We start from the raw sequence: 22687 nt of genomic DNA on the forward strand, positions 1-22687 counted from the left end.
TGTATTGAAATTTTAAAACGACGGCATTAATGCAATATATACTTTTAGGAATAGTTTTCTCAATGGTCACAATGGCCTATTTTGTTATTGTGATTCCGCGTCGGCCTAGTTTTTCAAAAATATTTTAATTTGAATTAATTCTTTTTTTATTAAAAAACTATTCAAATAAAATTGTTGTTTTGTTATAAACTTTAAATTTCTATAGCATATTACAACCTTATGCATAATCAAAAGTACCCCAAAAACGATAACAGTGACCATCTCATCTTGGATAATGATTATAAGCTGGTCGCTGACATGATTAAGAAAGATCTTTTTGGAGTGCTCCTTAAAGCAAAATTGATTTGTAATACGGAAATGGCAGTGTTGACTTTATTTGACAATAGTCAAAATTTTGTGCAGACCTATTTTCATGATGTCGATGGAAATATAAGTATCGATAAAGTATTTTTGGACTATGTGTTTGATGACAACGGCACGCTAGAATTTCCAGACCTTAGCAATGAACTTCCTTCGCAGCGCAATTCAGTGATTTTCCAGAATTTTGGAATACTGTATTATTATGAAGCACCGCTCATCAATCACGAAGGAAAAATAGTTGGTTTTTTAAGCGTTATGGATAGTAGCTCAAACAAGCTTTCTGATAATCAACAGACTCTTCTTTCATTATTGTGCACAGAAGTTCTTGGCTTACTTCAAGAGAAAAACCAGCACCTCCAGTTAACTAGTAAATTGGAATATGTGAAGTCTACACTAGACATGACCAGTCAGGTGGCCAGAGTGGGGAGCTGGGAGTATGATTTAGTTGATGATTATATCGATTGGTCTGAAATGACGAAGATTATTCATGGGGTTCCAAAGGATTATCGCCCGTCTATTGAAACAGCAATTGAGTTTTACAAAGATCCTCAACATAGGATTAAAATTGTTCAGGCTATCAATAGTGCAATCGCTACAGGAGCTTCATGGGACCTTGAATTAGAAATTGATACCTATCAGGGTACAAGCTTGTGGGTTAGAGCACTAGGGAAAGCAACTTTTGAAAAAGGGAAGTGCGTTCGACTATATGGCACTTTTCAGGATATCGATAAACGTAAACGCTCTGAGGCGGAATCGATTCGTTCTAAGAAAATGCTCGAAGATGTATTGAATGCCACTACTGCAGTCGCTATCATTGCAACTGACGCAGAAGGGTTGATAACCCTTTTCAACCGGGGCGCAGAAAATTTATTAGGGTATAAAGGTGATGAAGTGATCGGTAAAATTACGCCGACATTATTTCATAGCAGTAGGGAAGTTAAAGATCGAGCGAAGGAACTTGAAAGTAAATTTGGGTATCCGATTAGTGAATTTAGGGTGTTTGTCGAGATGGCGGAGCGCTACGGATCCGAGCAAAGAGAATGGACTTATATAAAAAAAGATTTTACGCGACTTTACGTATCTCTAGCAGTCACTGCAATGCGCGATATTTATGGTCAGATTATAGGTTATCTTGGCATTGCCACAGACATTACGAAGATTGTTCTTCAAAGAGAAGAATTAGAGAAAGCTAAAAAGCTTGCTGACCAGGGTAGCGTGGCGAAGTCAGAGTTTCTCGCCAATATGAGTCATGAAATTCGTACACCTCTTAACGGAATTATAGGTTTTACGGATTTGATGAGTCGAACAAAACTAGACGATACACAAAAAGAATATGTTTCTATTATCGATCAGTCTGCTAATCTTCTTTTGAGCATCATAAACGATATACTTGATTTTTCTAAAATTGAAGCTGGCAAATTGGAGCTTTCGATTGAAAAAAATGATTTGTATGAGATGTTTGCTCAGGTTACAAGTTTGATTGACTTTCAGTGGAAGGCCAAAAAATTGGATTTTCGGGTAAATTTACCAGAATCGCTACCGCATTATGTTTGGGTTGACTCACTTCGACTCAAACAGGTGCTCATGAATCTTCTAAGTAATGCAATAAAATTTACGGACAAGGGAAGTGTTGCACTACATGTCGATGTACTATCCTCGGACGAAAACTCCACCACGCTGCGCTTCAGTGTAACGGACAGCGGAATAGGTATTAAACCAGATAAACAGCAAAAAATATTTGAAGCATTTTCTCAAGAAGATGCTTCAATAAGCAAGAGATTTGGCGGAACAGGGCTTGGACTTAGTATTTCAAATCAATTGTTAAAAATGATGGATAGTAAACTGAAATTGGAAAGCGAATATGGGAAAGGGAGCCAATTTTATTTTGAAATAACATTAAGGTCGCAAAAAGGTGATGTGTATGAATGGAAACTTTTAGAATCCTTAAAGATTATGATAGTTGCCCGACAAGATGCCGATCGAGCTAATATTGCATTGATGTTGCATATGAAGAAAGTCAATGTCTCGTTGGCCGATAACGGATTTGAAGTTCTTCAAATGTTGGCCAAAGGTGAGCGGTATGATGCGATTATTATTGATAATGATCTACCTATAATGAACGGTATCGATACGATAAAAAAAATTAGGGAAAAGTTACTCTACAAAGGAGTTGGACAGCCCGTAGTTTTAATGTTATCCGTCCTTGAGACCAACCCAGCCCGTATTGCTGAAAGCAGCCATATTATTCATTGTATTAATAAACCAGTTAAAGTAGATCAACTGTATTCAACATTAGTTGCTGCATTACAGCAGGATGAAGAAACGATCAAATATGCCGAAAAAGAAACGGCCTTTTTGGAAAGAAAATACAAGATTTTAATTATTGAAGACAACAAATTTAATATGTTGCTTACTAGAACCATTGTACAGAATGTTCTTCCCAATGTGGAAATCATAGAGGCGGTCGATGGGGTAATGGGATTTGAATTGTTCAAGGAGAATAGGCCTGATTTGGTCTTCATGGATATACAGATGCCTGAAATGAATGGCTATGAGTTAACTGGATTGATTAGAAGAAATGAAGAGGGGAGGATACATACGCCAATTATAGCATTGACAGCCAGTAATATTAAGGACGAAAAGGAAAGGTGCATTTCGTGTGGAATGGATGATTTTGCTGTGAAGCCTTTTGTTAAAGAAACATTGCTGGAGCTTTTGAGAAAATGGTTGATAAATGACAGCAATAACTAGGTATGAAAGACTTGTATATGATTTAGTTAATAATGGCTAGTCGGGTTAACGAGGTTTAAACTTGTCGCTAAGTCAAAGTTGATAACTTTTTTATTTTATAGCGCGCTATTGGCTAAATTTGATAGATTTCTTTAATGCATGAAAAACAAAAAGACACAGGCTTTAATTCCATGGCTCGATACCATTAGTCAATTTTTCGATACTTTTAGGATTGGCACAGCTGTGAATGATTTATTTAACGTCATGCGGATTGAAGACCAGGCAAAAGGCAAATTGCTTTTCATGCCGCTTTTCCGAGGTAATTTTTTTCGTATTTTAATCTGCAAGACACAGGGCCCCAGATTCCTGCTTCCTGACGAAACCATCTATACGTCAGCTAACAGTATTTACTTCGCATATCCCGGTAAAATGGAAAGCTGGCAGCGTGAGGAAACGATTTATGGCTATCTCATTTGTTTTACGTCCGAATTTGCTGGAATAGACCCTCTAAAACCTAAATTTGAAAAAGATTACCCATTTTTTATGCGTGGGGCCAATTCACTTCTGAGGCTTTCGCAGCAAGATATGGACAAGGTATCGCATACAGCCGAAACGCTGCTTCTTGAAATGAAATCGGGACAGGAGGATAATTTTGAAATGATGCAAACTTTATTAAAGGCGTTGCTTATCCAAATCCGTCGTCTGTATTATAAAGATAAGGAGGTAAAAACTCCTTTTCAGTTAAAACAGGCATCCCTGATGGTCAAGTTTAGAAAAGTGCTCGATGCTTATGCTATTGACGCCCCCGATATACGAAAAGAAGGAAGGCCAACGGTTCGAAAAATCGCAGATGAACTGAATCTCACAGCTAGCCATTTGAATTTTTTAGTAAAAAAATATACCGGGCACACGGCGTTGTTTCATATTAATGAAAAGCTAGTGCTGGAAGCAAAAAGTCTTTTAACACACACCGATCTGCAGGTGTCAGAAATAGCTGATCTATTACAATTTAATGAAGCAAATTATTTTAACCGGTTTTTTAAAAAGATGACGGGTCTAACTCCTACAGCATACCGTCAAGACGCTTTGCAGCTTATGAAAAGTCCACTTACTATTTAAATCGATAAAAAGTCCAATTATCGCCTCAATCCGTATAAGTCTTCTGCGGCTAACATTCTTGAAATTTGTATCATTTAACAAATAATAGAAATGTACAAATTAATTACAAATGACAGAACGGCCACAGACGTATCTATGTTTCCGGTTTATATTCTTTCATTGGCAACTTTCATTGTTTTTTTTCAGGGATTCATGGTCGCGCCATTGCTTCCACTGCTATCCGAACAGTTTGGTACGACTACCCGGCATGTGAGTTTTATTGAACCATCTTACCTACTCGGCTATGGATTGTTTACATTGGTATATGCGCCTCTAAGTGATCGCTTTGGCAGGTTCCGGATAATTACGCTGTGCCTAATCATCTTTTCCGTATTGACATTACTGACCGCTTACGCCCATGGAATTAACCAGATGATTTTCCTTCGTTTGCTGACCGGCATCGGTGCCGCCGGTATTGCCCCCACAACCATTAGCTGGATCAGCGATCGGTACCCGTACGAAAAACGGGGGCACGCGCTTGGGATATTCTTTGGTAACATGGCAGGTGGCACAGCTTTCGGATCCAGCGCAGGCGCTTTGATCACATCACTAGTCGGTTGGCAATGGCTTTTTATTGGCGTTGCGAGCATTGCGCTGCTTATCTTGCTGCTGATTGTTATTTATAAAAAGGACATATTTAAAGTAAATGAGACGGTCCATGGAGTTAAGGAGAACATTTTCCTCGTCTTCTGCAATATCCTGTCAAGCGGAAGAGCTAGGTTTACCTATTTCTATGTTTTGTTTAACGGTATGTTCCATGGTGGTATTTTTGCCTGGCTGGCTTATTTTTTTTATAGAAACTATGGCCTCGGCGAATTACAGATTGGGCTAGCCTTGTTGGGGTATGGTATTCCGGGCCTATTACTAGGTCCATTACTCGGAAAGCTTGCGGACCACTATGGAAGACAGAGAATAATACCTTTAGGTTTATTTTTGGGAGCACTTACCGTATTGCTGCTCAGCCAAAATCTAAATCTTGCAGCATCCTGTGTTTTAGTGGCTTTACTTTCACTCGGATTTGACCTCTCGCATCCTTTGTTTGCTGCTATTGTCACCACATTCAGTGCGCAAAAAGGAGCGGCGACAGGGCTCTTTGCATTCTTTCTTTTCTCGGGTTATGGCCTTGGGAGCCTTTTGCTGAGCCTGATTATCAATATCGGTCTGGAAAGCGCATTCCAGGTGTTCGGCGGGTGCCTTTTACTGGCAGCGATTTGCTCGATATTTGTTTTTAGGAAAGAGAAGTAGTTACTTAAATCCTGATCTCCGTAGTTCGTCGTAGCATTAAATATATCTAATTTCATCGTTTAAAACAACTTGTTGCCCTGGGTGGTTTTATGAACGTAGCGGCGTTATCATACTGATCCACTATAACATTTAAAGCGTGTGGACCGACAAAAATTAATGATTCAAAACAAATTGCTGAAAATGAAAAATATAACGATTTTACACACAGCCAATGAATTTATTGCAAAAGGAGATTATGAAAGCTTCTTAGCTTATTGTACTGCAGAGACGAAATGGTTTTTTGTAGGGGAGCGTATTCTCCATGGGAAAGAAGAAGTTCGCGCTTATATGAAAGAGTTCTATCAGGAACCGCCAGTTTTTAATGTTGAAAAATCTATCGAGGAAGGTGATTTTGTTATGGTGACCGGAGAAATCCGGTTGAGAAATAAGGAAGGGAAATATGATCATTTCGATTATTGCGACATTTGGCGATTCGAAGATGGAAAAATGGCAGAGCTTAAAGCATTTGTCATTGAAAAGCGAGGATTGCTGCTACCCTCATCCGAATAGGCTTAGTGTTTGATCTATTTCATATTTGATTATATAATAATCCTTAATTTTGATTGGAGGTGTGGAACTTTTAACCGGATGTGCCTTAGTAAATTTTGAGGGGGAGGTCATGGCTTATAAACGGACTAAAACAATGGAAAATGAATTAAAATACCAGGCAATAAAATCTGACAAGCCGTTAGCGGATTTTGTTGAAAGCTTTTGGCTTTTACAAAACCAATCGGATTGTAATAGAGAGGTTGTTGTATTGCCAGACGGAAGAGTTGATCTATTTTTCACGCAATCTGCAACAGAGCCTTTCCACGTGACGCTTTTGGGTATCCAAACTCAGCCGGGGCAGGCGACCATTGCGCCTTTGCGACAGACTTACGCCATCAGTTTTAACCCGCTTGCAGTCCAATCTGTTTTTCAGACCAGCATCGCCAACTTGGTGGACAGGGCAACTCTCTTGCCTCCTAATTTTTGGAACTTTAGTGCCGACGACCTGAATAACTTTGATTTGTTCTGCGCGAAAGCGACAAAAAAAATACAGTCGCTTTTGCCGCTTGAAGTTGACAACAGGAAACGGACACTGTTCGACCTCATTTATGCATCAAACGGGGCGATTACAATTAAAGAACTTGCCGCGCAATCGTTTTGGAGTCGGCAACAGATCAACCGTTATTTCGATCAGCAGTTCGGACTTACGGCAAAAGCATATTGCAATATTATCCGCTTCCGTGCTTCCTTTCAGCATATCAAAGAAGGCAAATTGTTTCCACAACAAAATTTTGCCGATCAATCCCATTTTATTAAAGAAGTCAAGAAACTTGCTGGTGTTTCACCAAAAGAACTGTTGAAGAACCAAAATGAGCGTTTTATACAATTTTCAACGCTCAGGCCCACGTAATTTTGTTCAGTCAAAAAAATAAATTTTACTGGATATGAAATTACAAGACAAGAAAGTTGCCGTTGTTGGCGGTGGTCCTGGCGGACTCACATTAGCCAAACTCTTACAATTAAAAGGAGTAAATGTAACCGTATATGAACGTGATAGCAATAAAGAAGTTCGCCAGCAGGGAGCCACACTGGATCTGCACGAAGAAAGTGGTTTGGAAGCTCTTCGAAGAGCAAATTTGATGAATGAATTTAAAGCTAGCTTTCGACCCGACGCGGGACGTTTAAGGGTGTTGGACGAGCAGGCCATCATCAAAATGGATGAGCACGAGCTTCAAGATAAGGATCAGGAAGATCGCCCTGAAATTGATCGTGCCCCTTTGCGTGATATTTTAATAAACGCATTGCATGAAGATACCATTGTTTGGGACAGTCAGTTTATTTCAATGGTAAAACAGGATCATGGCTGGCTTCTGCATTTCAAAAACGGAAAATCTTTTTACGCTGACCTTGTCATTGCAGCCGACGGTGCAAACTCAAAAATTCGCCCTTACCTAACCGATATTAAGCCGATTTATTCTGGCGTTACAATTGTTGAAGGGAATATCTACGAGGCCGAAAAAAACACACCGAAACTTTGGAAAATAACAAAAGGCGGAAAAGTCTTTGCGCTTGGAAACGGACAATCCATTATTTTAAGTGCAAAAGGAGAGGGCAGTTTATCGTTTTATACCGGTTGTAAAGTTCCCGAAAATTGGGGGCAGGAAAGCGGAATTGACTTTAATAACAAGCAACAGGTTTTTGAATGGTTTAAAGTCGCGTTCTCCTCCTGGAGCGAAAAATGGCAGGAACTTTTTGCAAGTAATGAAATTTGGTTTATGCCGCGACCACAATACCACTTTCCGTTAGACCAGACTTGGACAACATTATCAAACTTGACCATGCTTGGTGATGCAGCTCATCGTATGCCGCCATATGCCGGTGAGGGTGTAAACCAGGCGATGCAGGATGCTTTTGAATTGGCCGAGAATCTGACATGCGACCATTTTCCGGATATTCAGACTGCAATTTCAAATTACGAAAAACAAATGCAGGCAAGGGCGGCAGCAGTAACAAAAGATACGTTGCAAAACACTGAAATATTGCACGCTGAAGGCGGACTTGATAATTTGCTAGCGATGTTTACCGAGCGGAGGTAAACATCGCTCTGCCATTTCGTAGCAAAAACCACGATTAATCGAGTGTATAAGCAAGCTACCAATGGTCAATACCCCGGATTGGCAAGAAGCTAATTTCGTGTTGACAGGTAACGCAAAATCGGCTCAGCCGCTTAGAAAAATCATTAAACAAAAAACCAATGGCCATGTTTTTTTACACGGCTACTGGTTAGCGGGTAAAAGAGGATTATAGGCCGATGCGGTTAAACTATACGTATTTATTTGTATTTTTAATCCTGTAGATGGCATAAGTGCTTGTAAGCTAATTTGTAAACCGTAATGCCAAGTGTGTAGCTGAATAAGGAAACATCCAATAACGAAACAAGAAGGCACAAAATATGAAGTATATCTTTTATTTATTTTTCTTAATCTCGATCAACGCAAAAGCACAGGATATTGAGGTTTTATTAATTGGTGTTTCCCATGATTATAGTAAATATCCTACCCAGGATTTTTCCAGCATCCATCATAAAATTAGAAAATTTAAGCCCGATGCCTTTTTTGGCGAGTTCCTGAGTAGCGAAGACGAGCGGTTGCTGATGGATTATTGGTGCAAACAACCGAATATAAACCGGCTAAACAAACTTAGGAGCAATCGACCTATAAAAGAGGTATTACTGCAGCATACTATTGACAGCTTGAAGAAACGATCCAATCAGCAACCCAATGATTATCGTGTAAAAGCCGATTTAGCGCATGCCTATTATCTTGATCAGGATGTGGCAAATGGGCATTATCAATTTTGGCAAGTTTATAATTTCCTGCGGCATCAACCTAATGCTGAAATAGAACATTATATCGAAAAATTGCTTAGTCCTGGGGTAGATACCACTGGACGAAGTATGAAAAGGCTAAAAACTTCTGAGTATGCCTATATCGCCTTCCCGATGATGCAGGAGCTAGGCATCGAGGAACTGATGGCTATGGATTGCCAGGACTATGATCTGAATTGGCAAGCATCGTGGGGAGCATTTGACGCGAAATTTGTCTTGTTCAGGAAAGATATGGCCGATTCCTCTAAAAATCAGTTAAAATCAGCTTTGATTGCTATTAACAAGGGGTTTGAAAAATATGCTCATATCGAAAAGTCTTCAAATAGGGTAACGGAATGGTTGAACACGGATGAGGCCGCGGAGATTTCCGCCTCGGGAGATTTTTACTTGCCTGTTCTATATAATATGAATGGATTTCCCAAAGAAGAAATGTTGTCAAAAATACATTGGTGGATTATGAGAAATGAGGGCATGTGCCATAATGTTGTCAACAGGGCTAAGGTGGTAGGGGCGAAAAGAGTCGTAGTCCTAGCTGGGGCCAATCATAGAAAATACATGCAGGACATTTTCAAGACGATGCCTGCTGTAAAAGTGAGCAACATCAATGAAGTTGACTAGTAGAGAAAAGAGTAGCCTGGTATAGCGAAAAGGAAATCGACGAGAGCAGCACCATTTTTTTTGTATTCTCTTTAATCGGCAAGAACTCTCTTGAGCAGAGCCTTCGAGCATCGCGCAGTGAGGGGCCGGAAAAAGAGAATGTCTTATTTTATCAGTTGTAGGGAATACATTTTAGTACCACAATCGATATTTGTGTTAATGAAAACTTAGAAAAGCATGAAGATATAAAAGCAAATATCATCAATAGACCACAAAAATATAAAAGACCTTCACGTGCACAACTTCAAGAAACCAACTGACCTATAGTTCGTCAGGCAGGTACCATAGTATAGTTAAAAAGTATTTAATATGTCACGAAGTTGATCAATTTTAAAATTGGATCGGACAACCCTGTTTTCCTTTGTATTAACGATGACATAGCGTGGAAATGAATATATACCCAATTCCTTTTGAAGGTTGGGGTAATCTCTGTTCTCAAAAATGTAGTTTTCATAGGTATATTGGTGTGTTTCCAAATACTGCTTCCATGTTGTAAATTTGTCATTAACAGCTATGCCTAAAAATTTAAATTTTCCATTATCCTTATACTCATTCACGATGCGCTGTAGCTCAGGGTGCTGAGCTATACAGGGGCCGCACCATGTACCCCAAAAATCAATAACTAGGTATTCAGTACTATTGTAAAGTTCCCTGATATATTTTTTTTCTCCACGCGAGTTTATTATGGTAAAATTGGGGACAGGTACATTTTCTTTTGGTTTATATAATGTAACCATATCCTGATATTTTTTTAAAACCCGTTCACTGTCAAAATATGGAGAGTTTTCTTTCTTCAGCAGCTGAATGAGCTGATAAATCGAATCTTTATGTTGGAAGACAGTACTAGAATTGTAAAAAGATAAGCTAGGATATTCCAATAGAAATGTGAGATGCTCTTCGCTGAGCTTATTTGCCGAATATTTTGTAAAAATTTTCAGGAATTCGGTCATTCTATTGTTATCACCCCTAATCTGTTCCTCTAAAGCTGGAATATTAGTTAAATCGAGCGTTTTTGCTGTGGCTTCAAATTCAGTAAATTGTTTGTTCAAATCGCTTCCATATACTTTTAATTGATGTGTGTTTATATTTATATCCATCGTTAGATCATTGGAATCCATAATAAAAGAATAAAAGAAGTTTGGTGGGAAAATCTGGTGTCTACGGAAAAAACTGGAGAAATCCTCTCGGTTTGTGAATACACTGTCTGACAGGGCTAGTTGCGCAAAATTGAAATTACCTTTATCAAGAATCTTGTTTATTACAAACTCGCCAGTTCCACTTTTAACTTCCGTTTTAAAGACATCATTATTAATTAATACGTAACTATATGCTGGTAAGGTATCTGCATAGACTTTAAATTTTAACCGAATGTTTTGGCCATAATTATTGCTGATTGCCAAAAAGGTGAAAATGAGAACGAATAGGAACTTGGTCATAATTTCTTGTTTAAATTGAAGTTAAAGACAAAATATGAAAAATAGTGATAATAAGTGTTCTTTTTAAGGTATCTATCCAGGTTCTTCTAAAGAATTTGCAATCGTAAGGAAAGCATTAAGTATACCTTGTTGATTTGTATCCAATTCTTTAAGGTATTTTTCTAGTTTCCACCTATCTCAAGATCGGTACGATCCTGATCGTAGTCATAGGCATCATCTTTGTGCATCCAACCATACAGACGCCAGCGTTGACCGATTTGATCCCTGTTGCTGGGCCTCTGATCGGCGGACCTGTGCTGTCATTTATCTTTATCGTGATCGGCTGCGGTTCAATTTCGGGTTTACATGCGACTATTGCGACCGGAACGACGCCTAAGATGCTGGGACCGAAAGGGTACGCAAGCCCCAAAATATACGCGATAAATCTTTTATTTGTGGACCAACTAATGGCACGTAATTTTTCATTCATTGCAGAGAAAATCGTATACTTGTCTCTACTACCAGTTGAAGGATCTAAATGACAAAAAGATATGTCCAATGCATTATTTATTTAACGCTAATCTGCTGTTTATTTGCACAACATGCCCAAGCCCAGTATCATTTCGGTAGTTTAACTTATGATAAAGGGCTCTCGAATAGCACCGTATTGAGTATATGCCGTGACAATGCAGGTTTTCTATGGATAGGTACCAGGGACGGACTTAATAGATACGATGGTAACCGCATTAAACAGTACCGTTCGGATAATAACGATGTTAACACCATTTCCACGAACAACTATATTTACACCATTGTTGAACATCCGCGCCAAAAGACCCTTTGGATCGGAACACAGCAGGGCCTAAATATTTATCAGCCTAAACAAGACCGTTTTCAGCGAATTAGCTTTGAGCATGTCAAACCTAAAAATAGCAACCATTTTGCCGTTTTAGCAATTTATTTTATTGAATCGAGCGTCTTGCTCGGTACAAACAATGGTCTGATGTGCATTAAAAATGCCGATCATCCAAAGATAGAAAACGTGAATATTCTCCCCGGACTGGAAATCTACTCCTTATTACAGCTGGGAAAAAATATCTTGATCGGGACAAACAGGGGATTGTATCTTTGGCGGGATCAAAAAACAATTGAACCAATTAAACTGAGTCATACAAATAGCTCAGCGATATCCGTGAAGGATATTAAGCGAGTGGCTACAGATAAAATATGGATTGCCACGGATGGACATGGTCTTTTTGAATTGGACATCTTATTTCAGCAGACTGCGCATTATACAGGCAAAACAGGACTATCAAGCGACTATGTGCGAGCGATAGCGATAGATAAAGCCAAAAATATTTGGGTGGGGACAATGGAAGGGGCCAATTTGCTACAGCCCGACGGGAGTCAGATACAGCAGATAAAATCGAGTGCCATCAATCCTTTCAGTATCAATGATAATTCCATCAAGACGATTTATATTGATCGACAGGGTATTGTTTGGATGGGGACAAATTTTGGCGGAATAAACTATCATCATCCATCGGTATATCCCTTTAAGGTAGATCTGGCAGACGGCAATTCCAAACATCTGAGCGGAAATTTGGTCAGCGCCATTGCCGTTGACGATGATGAAAATACTTGGGTGGGAACAGAACGGGACGGACTGAACGTTCGCAAAAAGGGAAGTGATGTCTATCGGAAAATAGAGCTTCGGTCCAATACAATCAAATGTCTGCTCACAGATGATAAATATATTTACGTAGGTACGTTCGGCGCAGGTCTGGCTCGCATTAGCCGTCAAAATACCACAGATATTCGCTATTACAATATTACCGGTGAAAATGGCATTACGCTGCTCCAGAATTACATCAGCAGCATTAACCGGGATCGCCTAGGGAATATTTGGATCGGGACCGGCAACAAAGGCTTACAAATGATCAATAGTCAGTTTACGACAACTATTCAACCTACCAGCACTTTTACAAAAAATACCGCCAACAATTATATCAAGCACATTTTAGCCAGCCGAAACGGTAGTCTATTTATTGGAACGGCCCAGGGGCTTGGTCAGCTCCGCAATAGTATTGAACAACAAGGAATCTATCGCTCTGAGGATCTTCTGAAAGATCATTATATCAACACACTTTTTGAAGATAGGACTTCGCAGATATGGATTGGGACGCAAGAAAAGGGACTTTACAACTATAATCCGAAAACAGGAGTGGTAAACAGGGTGGAGTTATTTCCAACGCATAGCTATTACCATGTGTTGGGGATTGCCGAAAACAATGCCAACGAAATTATTATCTCCACAAATAATGGACTCGTGTTTTACAATAAGCTGACGGGAGCAAAACGCTATATGGATATTCAGGATGGTTTCCCAACAAATGAATTCTTACCAAATGCCATTTTTTGCCGGGATGGGCAGCTGCTCGTCGGTTCGCACAAAGGCTTGATCAGTCTCGATGTGTCTCATCACCAGTCAAATGAGGGGGTGCCCAAATTGTTGATCTCGGGCTTCTCTATCAACGGTCTGACCAGGACGAGAGTCGACAAAGTGTTGGGCTATCTAAATCCGGACAGGGCGGAGGAAATTGCACTGAAACATGACCAAAATACGTTTACGATCGACTTTAGTTCAGACAACCTTATCAATCCGCAAAAAAACAGCTATGCCTATAAAATTGAAGAACTCGAAAAAGAATGGAATCTGACCGATCAGCCTTCCATAACTTATACCAATCTGATCCCCGGACGATATACACTTCAGTTAAAGACGGCCAATAATGACGGAATATGGAGTAGCGTGAGCAAATCTGTGGTGTTCAACATTGCTCCGCCTTTTTATAAATCTATCTGGGCCTATACCGGGTATACACTGCTACTGATGGGTATTGTCTATTTTTTCTACCGCTATAACCTGGACAAAAAGCAGCTTAAAACAAAGTTATATTATGAGGAAAAACTACATCAGGATCAAGCTGCACTGATGCAGTCAAAGCTTGATTTCTTCACCAAGATCAGTCATGAAATCCGCACCCCGCTGACCTTAATCCATGCCCCAATAGAGAAAATATTGCTGGATAAAAGGCTCGACAATCAGGTGGATGCGCAGTTACAACAGGTGAGACGTAATATTAAGCGGCTGCTACATTTGACGCAAGAACTATTGTCTTTCAATAAAATGGATGCCCAAAAATTGATCTTGAATAAAGTTGTTATAGACGCAACAAGTTATTTTGAGAATATACATCAATCCTTTGTTGTGATAGCAGAAGAATCGGGGATAGGCTATGTCTTGGACAATCAATTTGAAGGTTATTTTATGGCTGATCCTCAGCAGCTGGAAAAAGTATTGCTCAACCTGCTTTCCAATGCCTTTAAATTTCGGCGCGAGCATACTCCAACGGTTCAACTTGTCATCCGTCAGCGTAACGCAGATCTGTTTATCCATGTGATGGATAATGGTCAGGGTATAAAAAGGGAAGACAGGGAGCGCATATTCGATACCTTTTACCAAGCTGATGCAGGAAAAGGGAAGGAAGGCTGGGGAATCGGCTTGTCTTTCGCCAAAGAGCTCGTAGAACTGCATCAAGGAAATCTCTATCTTGACAATCCGCTGCAGCTAGGCCAACAGGATGGCACCGTATTCACTATATTGTTGCCGGCATGTATCCGGCAACAGCAGGGGATACCGACGGAAATTATTTCGGAGACAAGTACGGCTGAAAGTACCGCGGCCTGCATTCCGGACTCGGCCCGTGATTATCAGCTGCTGATCGTGGAAGATAATGACGAACTCCGTTCTTTTCTGCTCAACCATCTGCAGACATGCTACAACGTAAGTGCTGCTGCCAATGGAAAGGAGGCGCTTGCGGCAATTGCCGATAGTATGCCTGATATGATTATAACAGATATCGCGATGCCCCAGATGGATGGCTACACGCTGGTGAAATCCATCAAAGCCGATCCGGATACAGCTCACATCCCCGTAATTATGCTGACAGCCAAAGGAGAGGAGCAGGATAGTATCATTGGTTATCAAAGTGGCATCATCAATTATGTAACTAAACCATTCAACTTACAGGTTTTAGATCTTCAGATTTTCAACACCATATCAGCATTAGAATTGGTTAAGGAACGTAACCGACGCTATTTGCTGTTATCGAAACGTGATGAAAACATAAGCAATGCTGCTGCGGCTTATTTGGATAAGTTAAGAACGGTGGTCGAAGCACATATCGCCGAAGCTGAGTTTTCAGTTGCGACTTTAGCAGAAAATATGGGACAGAGCCAAAGTGCGCTGTTGAAGAAAGTGAAAAGCTTGACAGGCCTCAGTGTTGCCGAATTGATTAAAGATATCCGTCTGAGTGTCGCTGCCAATCTCCTGATACAGTCTGATCAGGTCGCATCTGTTGCCTATGCCGTAGGATTCAACGATCGAAAGTATTTCAGTAAAGAGTTTAAAAAGAAATTTGGTGTAAATCCTACTCAATATAGGGAAAATAGCTTACGCTAAGAGATTTTACCCCTATATTTCCGATTTTTTACCCCCGCATTTTCCATAAAGATTCAAATATTTGTCAAGCTTATTTCTACTACAGAAAAAAGCTACGGGCAAATACTACCTCATGTCGGATTGCCCGAAAACCAATCATAAAGTGTAATCAATTTATTAAATGTAAAATATGATACCGCATATAAAAACAATCGTATTGGGAGCGACCTGCCTGTTCCAAGTTCCGCAGCTCTATGCACAAAAGCAGCAGATCAGCGGAATAGTAACCGATATAGTTACCGGAAAGCCATTGCCCGGTGTAAGTATTTTGCAAAAGAGCTCCAGTACAAAAGGAACCACGGACCTTAATGGCCGCTTCTCCTTTCAGGTCTCGGACACTTCAGCTGTACTTATCTTTAGATTTATCGGTTATGATGAACAAGAAGTTGCTGTAAAAGATGCTAAAGTGCTGAAGATAAAACTCGTCCAGACCAATAAATCCTTAGATGAAGTTGTTGTAATCGGGTACGGTGAAGTGCAACGAAAAGACCTTACAGGTTCGGTGGGATCAGTCAATATGCAGGATATCAAGAAGGCTCCCGTTGGTTCTGCACTGGAAGCATTGGCCGGTCGTGTAGCCGGTGTACAGGTCACATCAGAAAGCGGGAAACCGGGCAGTGAGATGAACATTGTGATCCGCGGGGCCAATTCCCTGACACAGGATAATTCACCCCTGTATGTCATCGATGGTTTTCCAATAGAAAATGCGAACAGTAATGTCCTTAATCCGGATGAAATCGCTTCGATCGAAGTGCTGAAAGATGCATCTGCCACTGCGATATACGGTGCACGTGGTGCAAACGGTGTTATTTTGATCACGACAAAAAAGGGCGAAGCAGGAGCTCCACAGATCAGTTATAGTGGCTATATAGGATCGCAGCAGATTATCAATAGCATGGATCTGATGAATGGCTATGAATTTGTCCGTTTGCAGGCGGAACGCGATCCTGTCGGCTCGCAGCTCACTTATTTTAACGAAGGAAAGACATTAGAAGACTATAGGTCTGTACCGAGCAACGACTGGCAGCAGCATATTTTTAGGGACGGAGTGATGCACAACCACAGCCTCTCGGTCATGGGCGGCAACAGCAACACAAAATATTCCGTTTCAGGTAATATCTTTGGTCAGCAGGGTATTATCATTAATTCGGGATTTGACCGCAAACAAGGGAAGATCACGCTCGATCAGAGTTTTCAGAAACTAAAAGTCGGTATCAATGCCATGTATACCGGCACACTTACTGATGGCAGCAATCCCGCGGCTCCTGAATCGGCATTCTCCGCCATGAACTACCTGATGTACAGCGTATGGGGCTACCGGCCCATTGCTTTTGCCGATGAAGACCTTTTGAATGATCCAACAGACGATCTCGCTAATCCCACCAACGACTATCGGTTCAACCCCATACTTTCTGCTCAGAATGAGCTCCGCAAAAACTACAATAATCGGCTTATTGTGAACGGTTATGCAGAATATGCGTTCTCGCCGGCACTAAAACTGCGGATTAATGGCGGTATTAACAATTCGGATACACGGCTGGACACATACAACAATTCACGCACCCGATATGGTTTTGCCGGAAGCACAAATGGCGTAAACGGTTCGATTCTCTACACGCAGAGCAACACTTGGCTCAACGAAAACCTGTTGACCTACAACAAAAAATTTAAAGACCATTCCCTGAATGCGGTTGTTGGGATCACTTTTCAGGGCAACAAGTACCATAGGTATGGCTTTTCAGCCATTCATCTGCCCAACGAGATCAAGGGGCTGGCAGGCCTGAGTGAAGGGGTGCCCCAACCTGTCACCTCTCTGCAATCGGAATGGTCCATGCTCTCGTATCTGGGCCGTGTAAACTATAATTACAAAAGCCGCTACCTCCTAACCGCATCGTTTCGGGCAGATGGCTCATCCAAGTTCGTTGGCAATAACAGATATGGGTACTTTCCCTCTGCTGCATTTGCCTGGCGACTGATCAATGAACCCTTTATGAAAAATCAGCAACTTTTCTCGGATGCGAAACTGAGACTGGGTTATGGAATTACAGGAAATAACAGGGTGAGTGAATATGCTTCCTTTTCGCCTGTGTACTTTGAAAATACCAGTGTCAGCACCAACGGTTACTACTCCTGGGGAAATGAGCTTTTACAAGGGATGTACCTTGGTATCGGAACACCGGATCTGCGCTGGGAAAGCACGGCGCAGCGCAATGCCGGCATCGATCTGGGGCTTTTTAAAAACAGGTTGATGCTGACGGCGGATTATTACCACAAGCGCACCTACGATCTCCTGCTCTATGCAGCATTACCCTCCACCACGGGCTATAGCAATGCCTTTAAAAATATAGGTGAAACTAGCAACAAGGGGATTGAATTGACCTTATCGGGAGATATCATCCAAAAAGCCAATTTTAGCTGGAATAGTTCCTTCAACATTTCCTTTAACCGAAATAAAGTGGTTGAACTTACCGAAAACCAGGAAAGCCTAACCACGGCACTGGCCTGGGATCAGGATTACAGAACTACTCCCTTATATATTGCCAAAATCAATCAGCCGCTCGGACAGATGTATGGATACCTCTGGGATGGTGTCTATCAATATGAAGACTTTGACCAACAGCCCAATGGCAGTTACCTCTTAAAACAGACGGTGGCGACCAATGGAAATACACGTAGCTCGATTCGCCCCGGCGACGTGAAGTATAAGGATCTCAATGGGGATCTGGTGGTGGATAATCTTGACAGAACAGTGATCGGACGTGGATATCCCATTCACCAGGGGGGATTTGCGAATACCTTTAAATACAAGAATTTTGATCTCCACTTATTTTTCCAGTGGTCCTACGGAAACGATATTGTCAATGCCAATAGGCTGTTGTTTGAAAATGGCAGTAAAGCACATCTCAATCAATTTGCGAGCTATGCGGACCGATGGACACCGGAAAACACTTCTTCTACCATGCCTCGTGTGGGAGGTCAGGGGCCTAATGTCTATTCGACCCGGATTATCGAAGATGGCTCATACCTGCGCCTAAAAACAGGATCTATAGGTTATACTTTTGATAAGGGGCTGTTAGACAAGTGGAAAATCAAAAGCCTGCGTATCTATGCCTCCGTACAGAATATATGGACACTTACCAATTACTCAGGATATGATCCCGAGGTTGCTGTGTACTACTCGGCGCTGACGCCCGGCTTTGACTATTCGTCTTACCCAAGACCCAAAACCTTTGTATTTGGTATCAACCTTAATCTGTAATCTTATGAAAATAGCATTAACAAAAAAATATAAACATTTAATCTTCTTGTGTTTAGTAGTGTCGACTTCAATTTTTTCAGGATGTTCTAAATTTTTGGACAAGCAGCCCTTTGATGTGGTCAAGGAAAATTATTATCAGAATGAAAAGGAGGTGATGACCGGACTTGTTGGCGTATACGATATTCTCGGCAGGGAAGACTTTTACGGATCCACCTATTCGAGCTACCTGACCCTGGGTGATGAGGGGGCCTATTTTCGCTCATCTTATCTCGCTGGACCAGAAATCTATAGTTACGATGCTTCTAATCCAAAAATCAATGATATCTGGCGATTTCTATATGAGGGTATTGAACGGGCCAATTTTTTTCTGAGTAAAATTGAGGCCGTACAGATGGCTGCTTCTGATAAACAGGCTGTGATAGGTGAAGTCAGGTTTTTGCGGGCCTATTACTATTTTATTCTGGTCAGCAACTGGGGGGACGTTCCTTTGAAAACAGTGCCTACAAGTTCGGTAAGTGATGTCAATATCGCACGTACGCCACAGACGGAAGTTTATAATTTTATTGTGCAGGAGATGGAAGCAGCGGATTCCATGGTCAAGGATATTCAGGCGTATGGTCATGCTGGCCGCGTTACAAAATCTGCCGTCCGGGGCATCTTGGCCCGGGTATACCTAAAAATGGCCGGAGCTCCGCTCAATGACGCATCCAAGTATCAAAAAGCATTGGAATGGTCAAGCAAACTGGTCTTTCCACAAGGGGGAGATTATAAACATAGCCTTGTCGCAGATTACAAAAAGATCTTTACAGATATGGCGGCAGACCGGTATAATATCAGCGAATCCATCTGGGAGGTAGAATTCTACGGCAATCGTAGTGGTGATTTTGAGGCTGGGCGCATTGGCAATCAAAGTGGCATACAGACCAGCGATGAGGCCAAAGGCTTTAGCTATGGTCTGTTGGCTGCCACGCGCAAGCTCTTTGAATCTTACGAACCCACAGACAAACGCCGGGACTGGAATATCGCCAGTTATCGGTACAACCATGCCAACAACTTGATCACAGACTCCGTATTCTATACGGCAGCGGAAATTGAGCGTAGGCATGTCGCCAAATTTAGAAGAGATTACGAGACCTTAAAGCCTAAAAACAGGAATTATACGCCAATTAATTTTCCGCTATTACGTTATGCTGATGTTCTGTTGATGTTTGCTGAAGCCGAAAATGAAGTGAATGGCCCCACAGTTCGTGCCAAAAATGCACTTCAGGAAGTACGTGGCCGTGCAAATGCTTCAAACCGGAATAATGAGCTAACCAATGAAAGCGAAATGCGAATAGCTATACGGGAGGAACGCTTTCGGGAATTATGCTACGAAGGGTTGCGGAAATTTGATCTCGTACGTTATGGTACTTTCATTGCCGAAATGAAACTCGTTGCCCAACAGTATAACCAGTTGGCGCCGGCCGATTATCGGTACATGGCATTGGCGTTCAATAATGTCAGTGATCGCGATACGTATTTCCCTATTCCGATCAACGAACTATCCCTGAATAACTTGATGACGCAAAATCCCGCATGGTAACACCAGCTAATAATGTGAAAATTATGAAAAGATATATTTATATAGCATCGCTTCTCGTACTGCCGATCCTACAATCATGCGAGAAAAAAGAGGCCATCCCTTTGAACTTAGAAGTCCATACCGATAAAAATAGCTATAAAGTTGGTGAGCAAGTGTTGTTCCATATCAGTGGCAATCCCGACCAGCTGACGTTCTTCTCTGGTGAAGAAGGCCATAAGTACGTTTACCGGGAGCGTACCAAAGCCATTCCACAGGCTGTGACACTGGAGTTTTCGAGCAACCGCCGTTATGGTTCGGATGTGCAACAGCCGAATTCTCTCCGCCTACTGGTATCGCAGCAATTTGCAGGAGTTTATCAGCCTGATGCGATCAAGGAGAGCGACTGGGTGGATATTACCGCCGCATTTACGTTATCTGGCATCCAGGCCAATGACGCTACCTACGTATCCTCGGGACAAGTTGATCTGTCGAAATTAAGTGCATCGGGTTTTAATCTGAATGCGAATGCCATGGTTTATTTTGCTTTTAAATACACGGGGAATACCGGATCGACACAGCCCCGTTGGTGGATCAATCAGTTCAGCCTAAATACGGAAACAACAGAGGGTATTACCTTGCCGATAGCAAATCTGCAAGGTGCAGCCTGGACCTCAATCGGTCTGGAAAACTCTCCTGTCTCCTGGTTATTAAGCAGTGCGGGACTACGCTTTCAAGGTGGCGGAGCAACAATAGGCTCCAATCAGGTGTGGGCTATCTCAAAACCGCTGGACCTGACCAGTGTGACACCGGACAAAGGGGTAGCGCTCAAAAATATGAGCACTCGTATGGATACCTATGCTTACACTTTCACAGCTCCCGGGACTTATGAAATTACTTTCGTTGGCAATAATAGCAATGTGTACGGAGAATATCCAGTAGTCAAAATAGTCGAACTGGAAGTGACGGAATGAAACCGGTGCATGCGGAAAAAATAATCCGACATTGCCCGAAAATATAATATACAAGAATCAACAGAGCAGTAAATAAAATCTTATGAATCAGACACATTATCCTTTTGGACTTAAAATGATATTCTTATTTCTTTTGACAACCTTCTTTTCCTGTGCGCAGCAGCGCACCAAGCAGAACAGTTCCGATTTTGTGGCTGCCGACTTTACGCGAGCCAGAGCGCAATATGATCTGCTCCTTGATAACAGCAACTTTCCTCGGACGCTGGATACAACAGGCCATGTGGTGGGAACTGATGAATGGGATTGGACAGGCGGCTTTTTCCCGGGCGCGCTTTGGTATATTTACGAGTATACAAAAGATCCCCAGGTCAAAGCTCAGGCCACAGCATGGACCGAAAAACTGGAAAAGGCGAAGGATCTTACTCAACATCATGACATTGGTTTTGTGATGTACTGTTCGTATGGCAATGCTTTACGGCTGGAGGACGATTCTACAAAGATCAAAAAATACCAACAGCTCGTCGTACATTCAGCAGAGTCTGCCCTGAAGCGCTTTGATCCGAAAGTTGGACTGATCAAATCCTGGAATGAAAAAGCTTCCTGGGACGGAAAAACGGTATGGAAATATCCGGTGATCATCGATAATATGATGAACCTGGAGCTGTTATTTTTTGCATCAACATTAACTGGAGACCCCAAATACAAAAATGCCGCCATCAGTCATGCCGACCATACCCTGAAGAATCATTTCAGGCCCGATTACAGCACCTACCATGTGGTAGACTATGATCCCAATACGGGAGCAGTCCTGCATCAGCAGACCAATCAGGGCTATGCCGACAATTCAACCTGGTCTAGAGGGCAGGGCTGGGCAATCTATGGCTATACGCTGCTCTACCGCGAGACCAAGGACAGTAAATATCTGGGTGCAGCCAGGAAAGCGGCAGATTTTTATATGAATCATCCCAATCTGCCAAAGGATAATGTTCCCTATTGGGATTTTAATGCTGACCAGGAAGGATACCGACCGGATGTGGATTATGCAAACCGAAAGCTGAACTATATACCACGGGATGCGTCGGCAGCGGCACTGGTCAGCGCAGCCTTGCTGGAATTGTCCACCTATACGACCGGAACAGATGCCAAACGCTATTATGACTTTGCCGAAAACACGTTGAAATCGCTCTCCTCCAGCGAATACCTGGCTGAAAAAGGGACCAATGGCGGCTTCATCCTTAAGCACTCGACAGGAAGCATGCCACATAAAAGTGAAATTGATGTTCCGCTCATCTATGCAGATTACTACTTTTTAGAAGCGTTGCTACGCTACAGGAAACTAAATGGGGCCTAGT

General features: G+C 41.7%; 14 protein-coding genes. 13 read left to right on the plus strand and 1 reads right to left on the minus strand.

What is annotated here, in order from left to right:
* The first annotated feature begins 219 nt into the window (after positions 1 to 219).
* The 7 genes from A9970_RS03335 to A9970_RS03365 all read left to right on the plus strand — a co-directional run bounded on the left by A9970_RS03335 (position 220) and on the right by A9970_RS03365 (position 9526).
* A complete protein-coding gene (locus tag A9970_RS03335; RefSeq protein ID WP_182981286.1) occupies positions 220 to 3111 on the plus strand; it encodes a PAS domain-containing hybrid sensor histidine kinase/response regulator in 2892 nt (963 codons plus the stop codon).
* A gap of 138 nt (positions 3112 to 3249) precedes the next feature.
* Positions 3250 to 4209, plus strand: coding sequence for an AraC family transcriptional regulator (locus tag A9970_RS03340; RefSeq protein WP_182981287.1), 960 nt, complete (start codon positions 3250 to 3252; stop codon positions 4207 to 4209).
* Between the two features lie 90 nt (positions 4210 to 4299).
* Positions 4300 to 5493, plus strand: coding sequence for an MFS transporter (locus A9970_RS03345; protein WP_182981288.1), 1194 nt, complete (start codon positions 4300 to 4302; stop codon positions 5491 to 5493).
* 180 nt (positions 5494 to 5673) lie between these two features.
* Positions 5674 to 6042 carry a nuclear transport factor 2 family protein gene (locus A9970_RS03350; protein WP_182981289.1) on the plus strand — a complete coding sequence of 123 codons (369 nt, stop codon included), beginning with the start codon at positions 5674 to 5676 and terminating at the stop codon, positions 6040 to 6042.
* Between the two features lie 133 nt (positions 6043 to 6175).
* Complete coding sequence (locus A9970_RS03355; RefSeq protein WP_182981290.1) at positions 6176 to 6931, plus strand: AraC family transcriptional regulator; 756 nt, start codon at positions 6176 to 6178, stop codon at positions 6929 to 6931.
* 34 nt (positions 6932 to 6965) lie between these two features.
* The gene (locus A9970_RS03360; protein ID WP_182981291.1) at positions 6966 to 8117 is read left to right on the plus strand and encodes an NAD(P)/FAD-dependent oxidoreductase; all 1152 of its coding nucleotides are present in this window, start codon (positions 6966 to 6968) and stop codon (positions 8115 to 8117) included.
* Positions 8118 to 8473: 356 nt separating this feature from the next.
* Complete coding sequence (locus A9970_RS03365; RefSeq protein WP_182981292.1) at positions 8474 to 9526, plus strand: DUF5694 domain-containing protein; 1053 nt, start codon at positions 8474 to 8476, stop codon at positions 9524 to 9526.
* Positions 9527 to 9858: 332 nt separating this feature from the next.
* Here A9970_RS03365 and A9970_RS03370 read toward each other — a convergent pair whose 3' ends face one another.
* A complete protein-coding gene (locus A9970_RS03370; RefSeq protein ID WP_182981293.1) occupies positions 9859 to 11001 on the minus strand; it encodes a TlpA disulfide reductase family protein in 1143 nt (380 codons plus the stop codon).
* Positions 11002 to 11222: 221 nt separating this feature from the next.
* On the opposite strand from A9970_RS03370, the gene A9970_RS03375 reads away from it, so the two are divergent.
* From A9970_RS03375 to A9970_RS03400, 6 genes are all read left to right on the plus strand, one after another.
* Entirely contained in the window at positions 11223 to 11522 is a 300-nt protein-coding gene (locus A9970_RS03375) for a carbon starvation CstA family protein (protein WP_310889263.1), read from the plus strand.
* Positions 11519 to 15505, plus strand: coding sequence for a two-component regulator propeller domain-containing protein (locus A9970_RS03380; protein WP_182981294.1), 3987 nt, complete (start codon positions 11519 to 11521; stop codon positions 15503 to 15505). Before A9970_RS03375 ends, A9970_RS03380 begins: the two co-directional genes overlap by 4 nt.
* A gap of 169 nt (positions 15506 to 15674) precedes the next feature.
* Positions 15675 to 18803 (plus strand): TonB-dependent receptor, encoded by a 3129-nt coding sequence (locus tag A9970_RS03385; protein WP_182981295.1) that lies wholly within the window; start codon positions 15675 to 15677, stop codon positions 18801 to 18803.
* A gap of 4 nt (positions 18804 to 18807) precedes the next feature.
* Positions 18808 to 20385, plus strand: coding sequence for a RagB/SusD family nutrient uptake outer membrane protein (locus A9970_RS03390; protein WP_182981296.1), 1578 nt, complete (start codon positions 18808 to 18810; stop codon positions 20383 to 20385).
* Positions 20386 to 20408: 23 nt separating this feature from the next.
* Positions 20409 to 21335 carry a DUF5017 domain-containing protein gene (locus A9970_RS03395; protein WP_182981297.1) on the plus strand — a complete coding sequence of 309 codons (927 nt, stop codon included), beginning with the start codon at positions 20409 to 20411 and terminating at the stop codon, positions 21333 to 21335.
* A gap of 82 nt (positions 21336 to 21417) precedes the next feature.
* Positions 21418 to 22686, plus strand: coding sequence for a glycoside hydrolase family 88 protein (locus A9970_RS03400; RefSeq protein WP_259655322.1), 1269 nt, complete (start codon positions 21418 to 21420; stop codon positions 22684 to 22686).
* Position 22687: the final 1 nt, after the last annotated feature.

Source organism: Sphingobacterium sp. UME9 (genome assembly GCF_014170215.1).
Classification (GTDB): domain Bacteria; phylum Bacteroidota; class Bacteroidia; order Sphingobacteriales; family Sphingobacteriaceae; genus Sphingobacterium; species Sphingobacterium paramultivorum.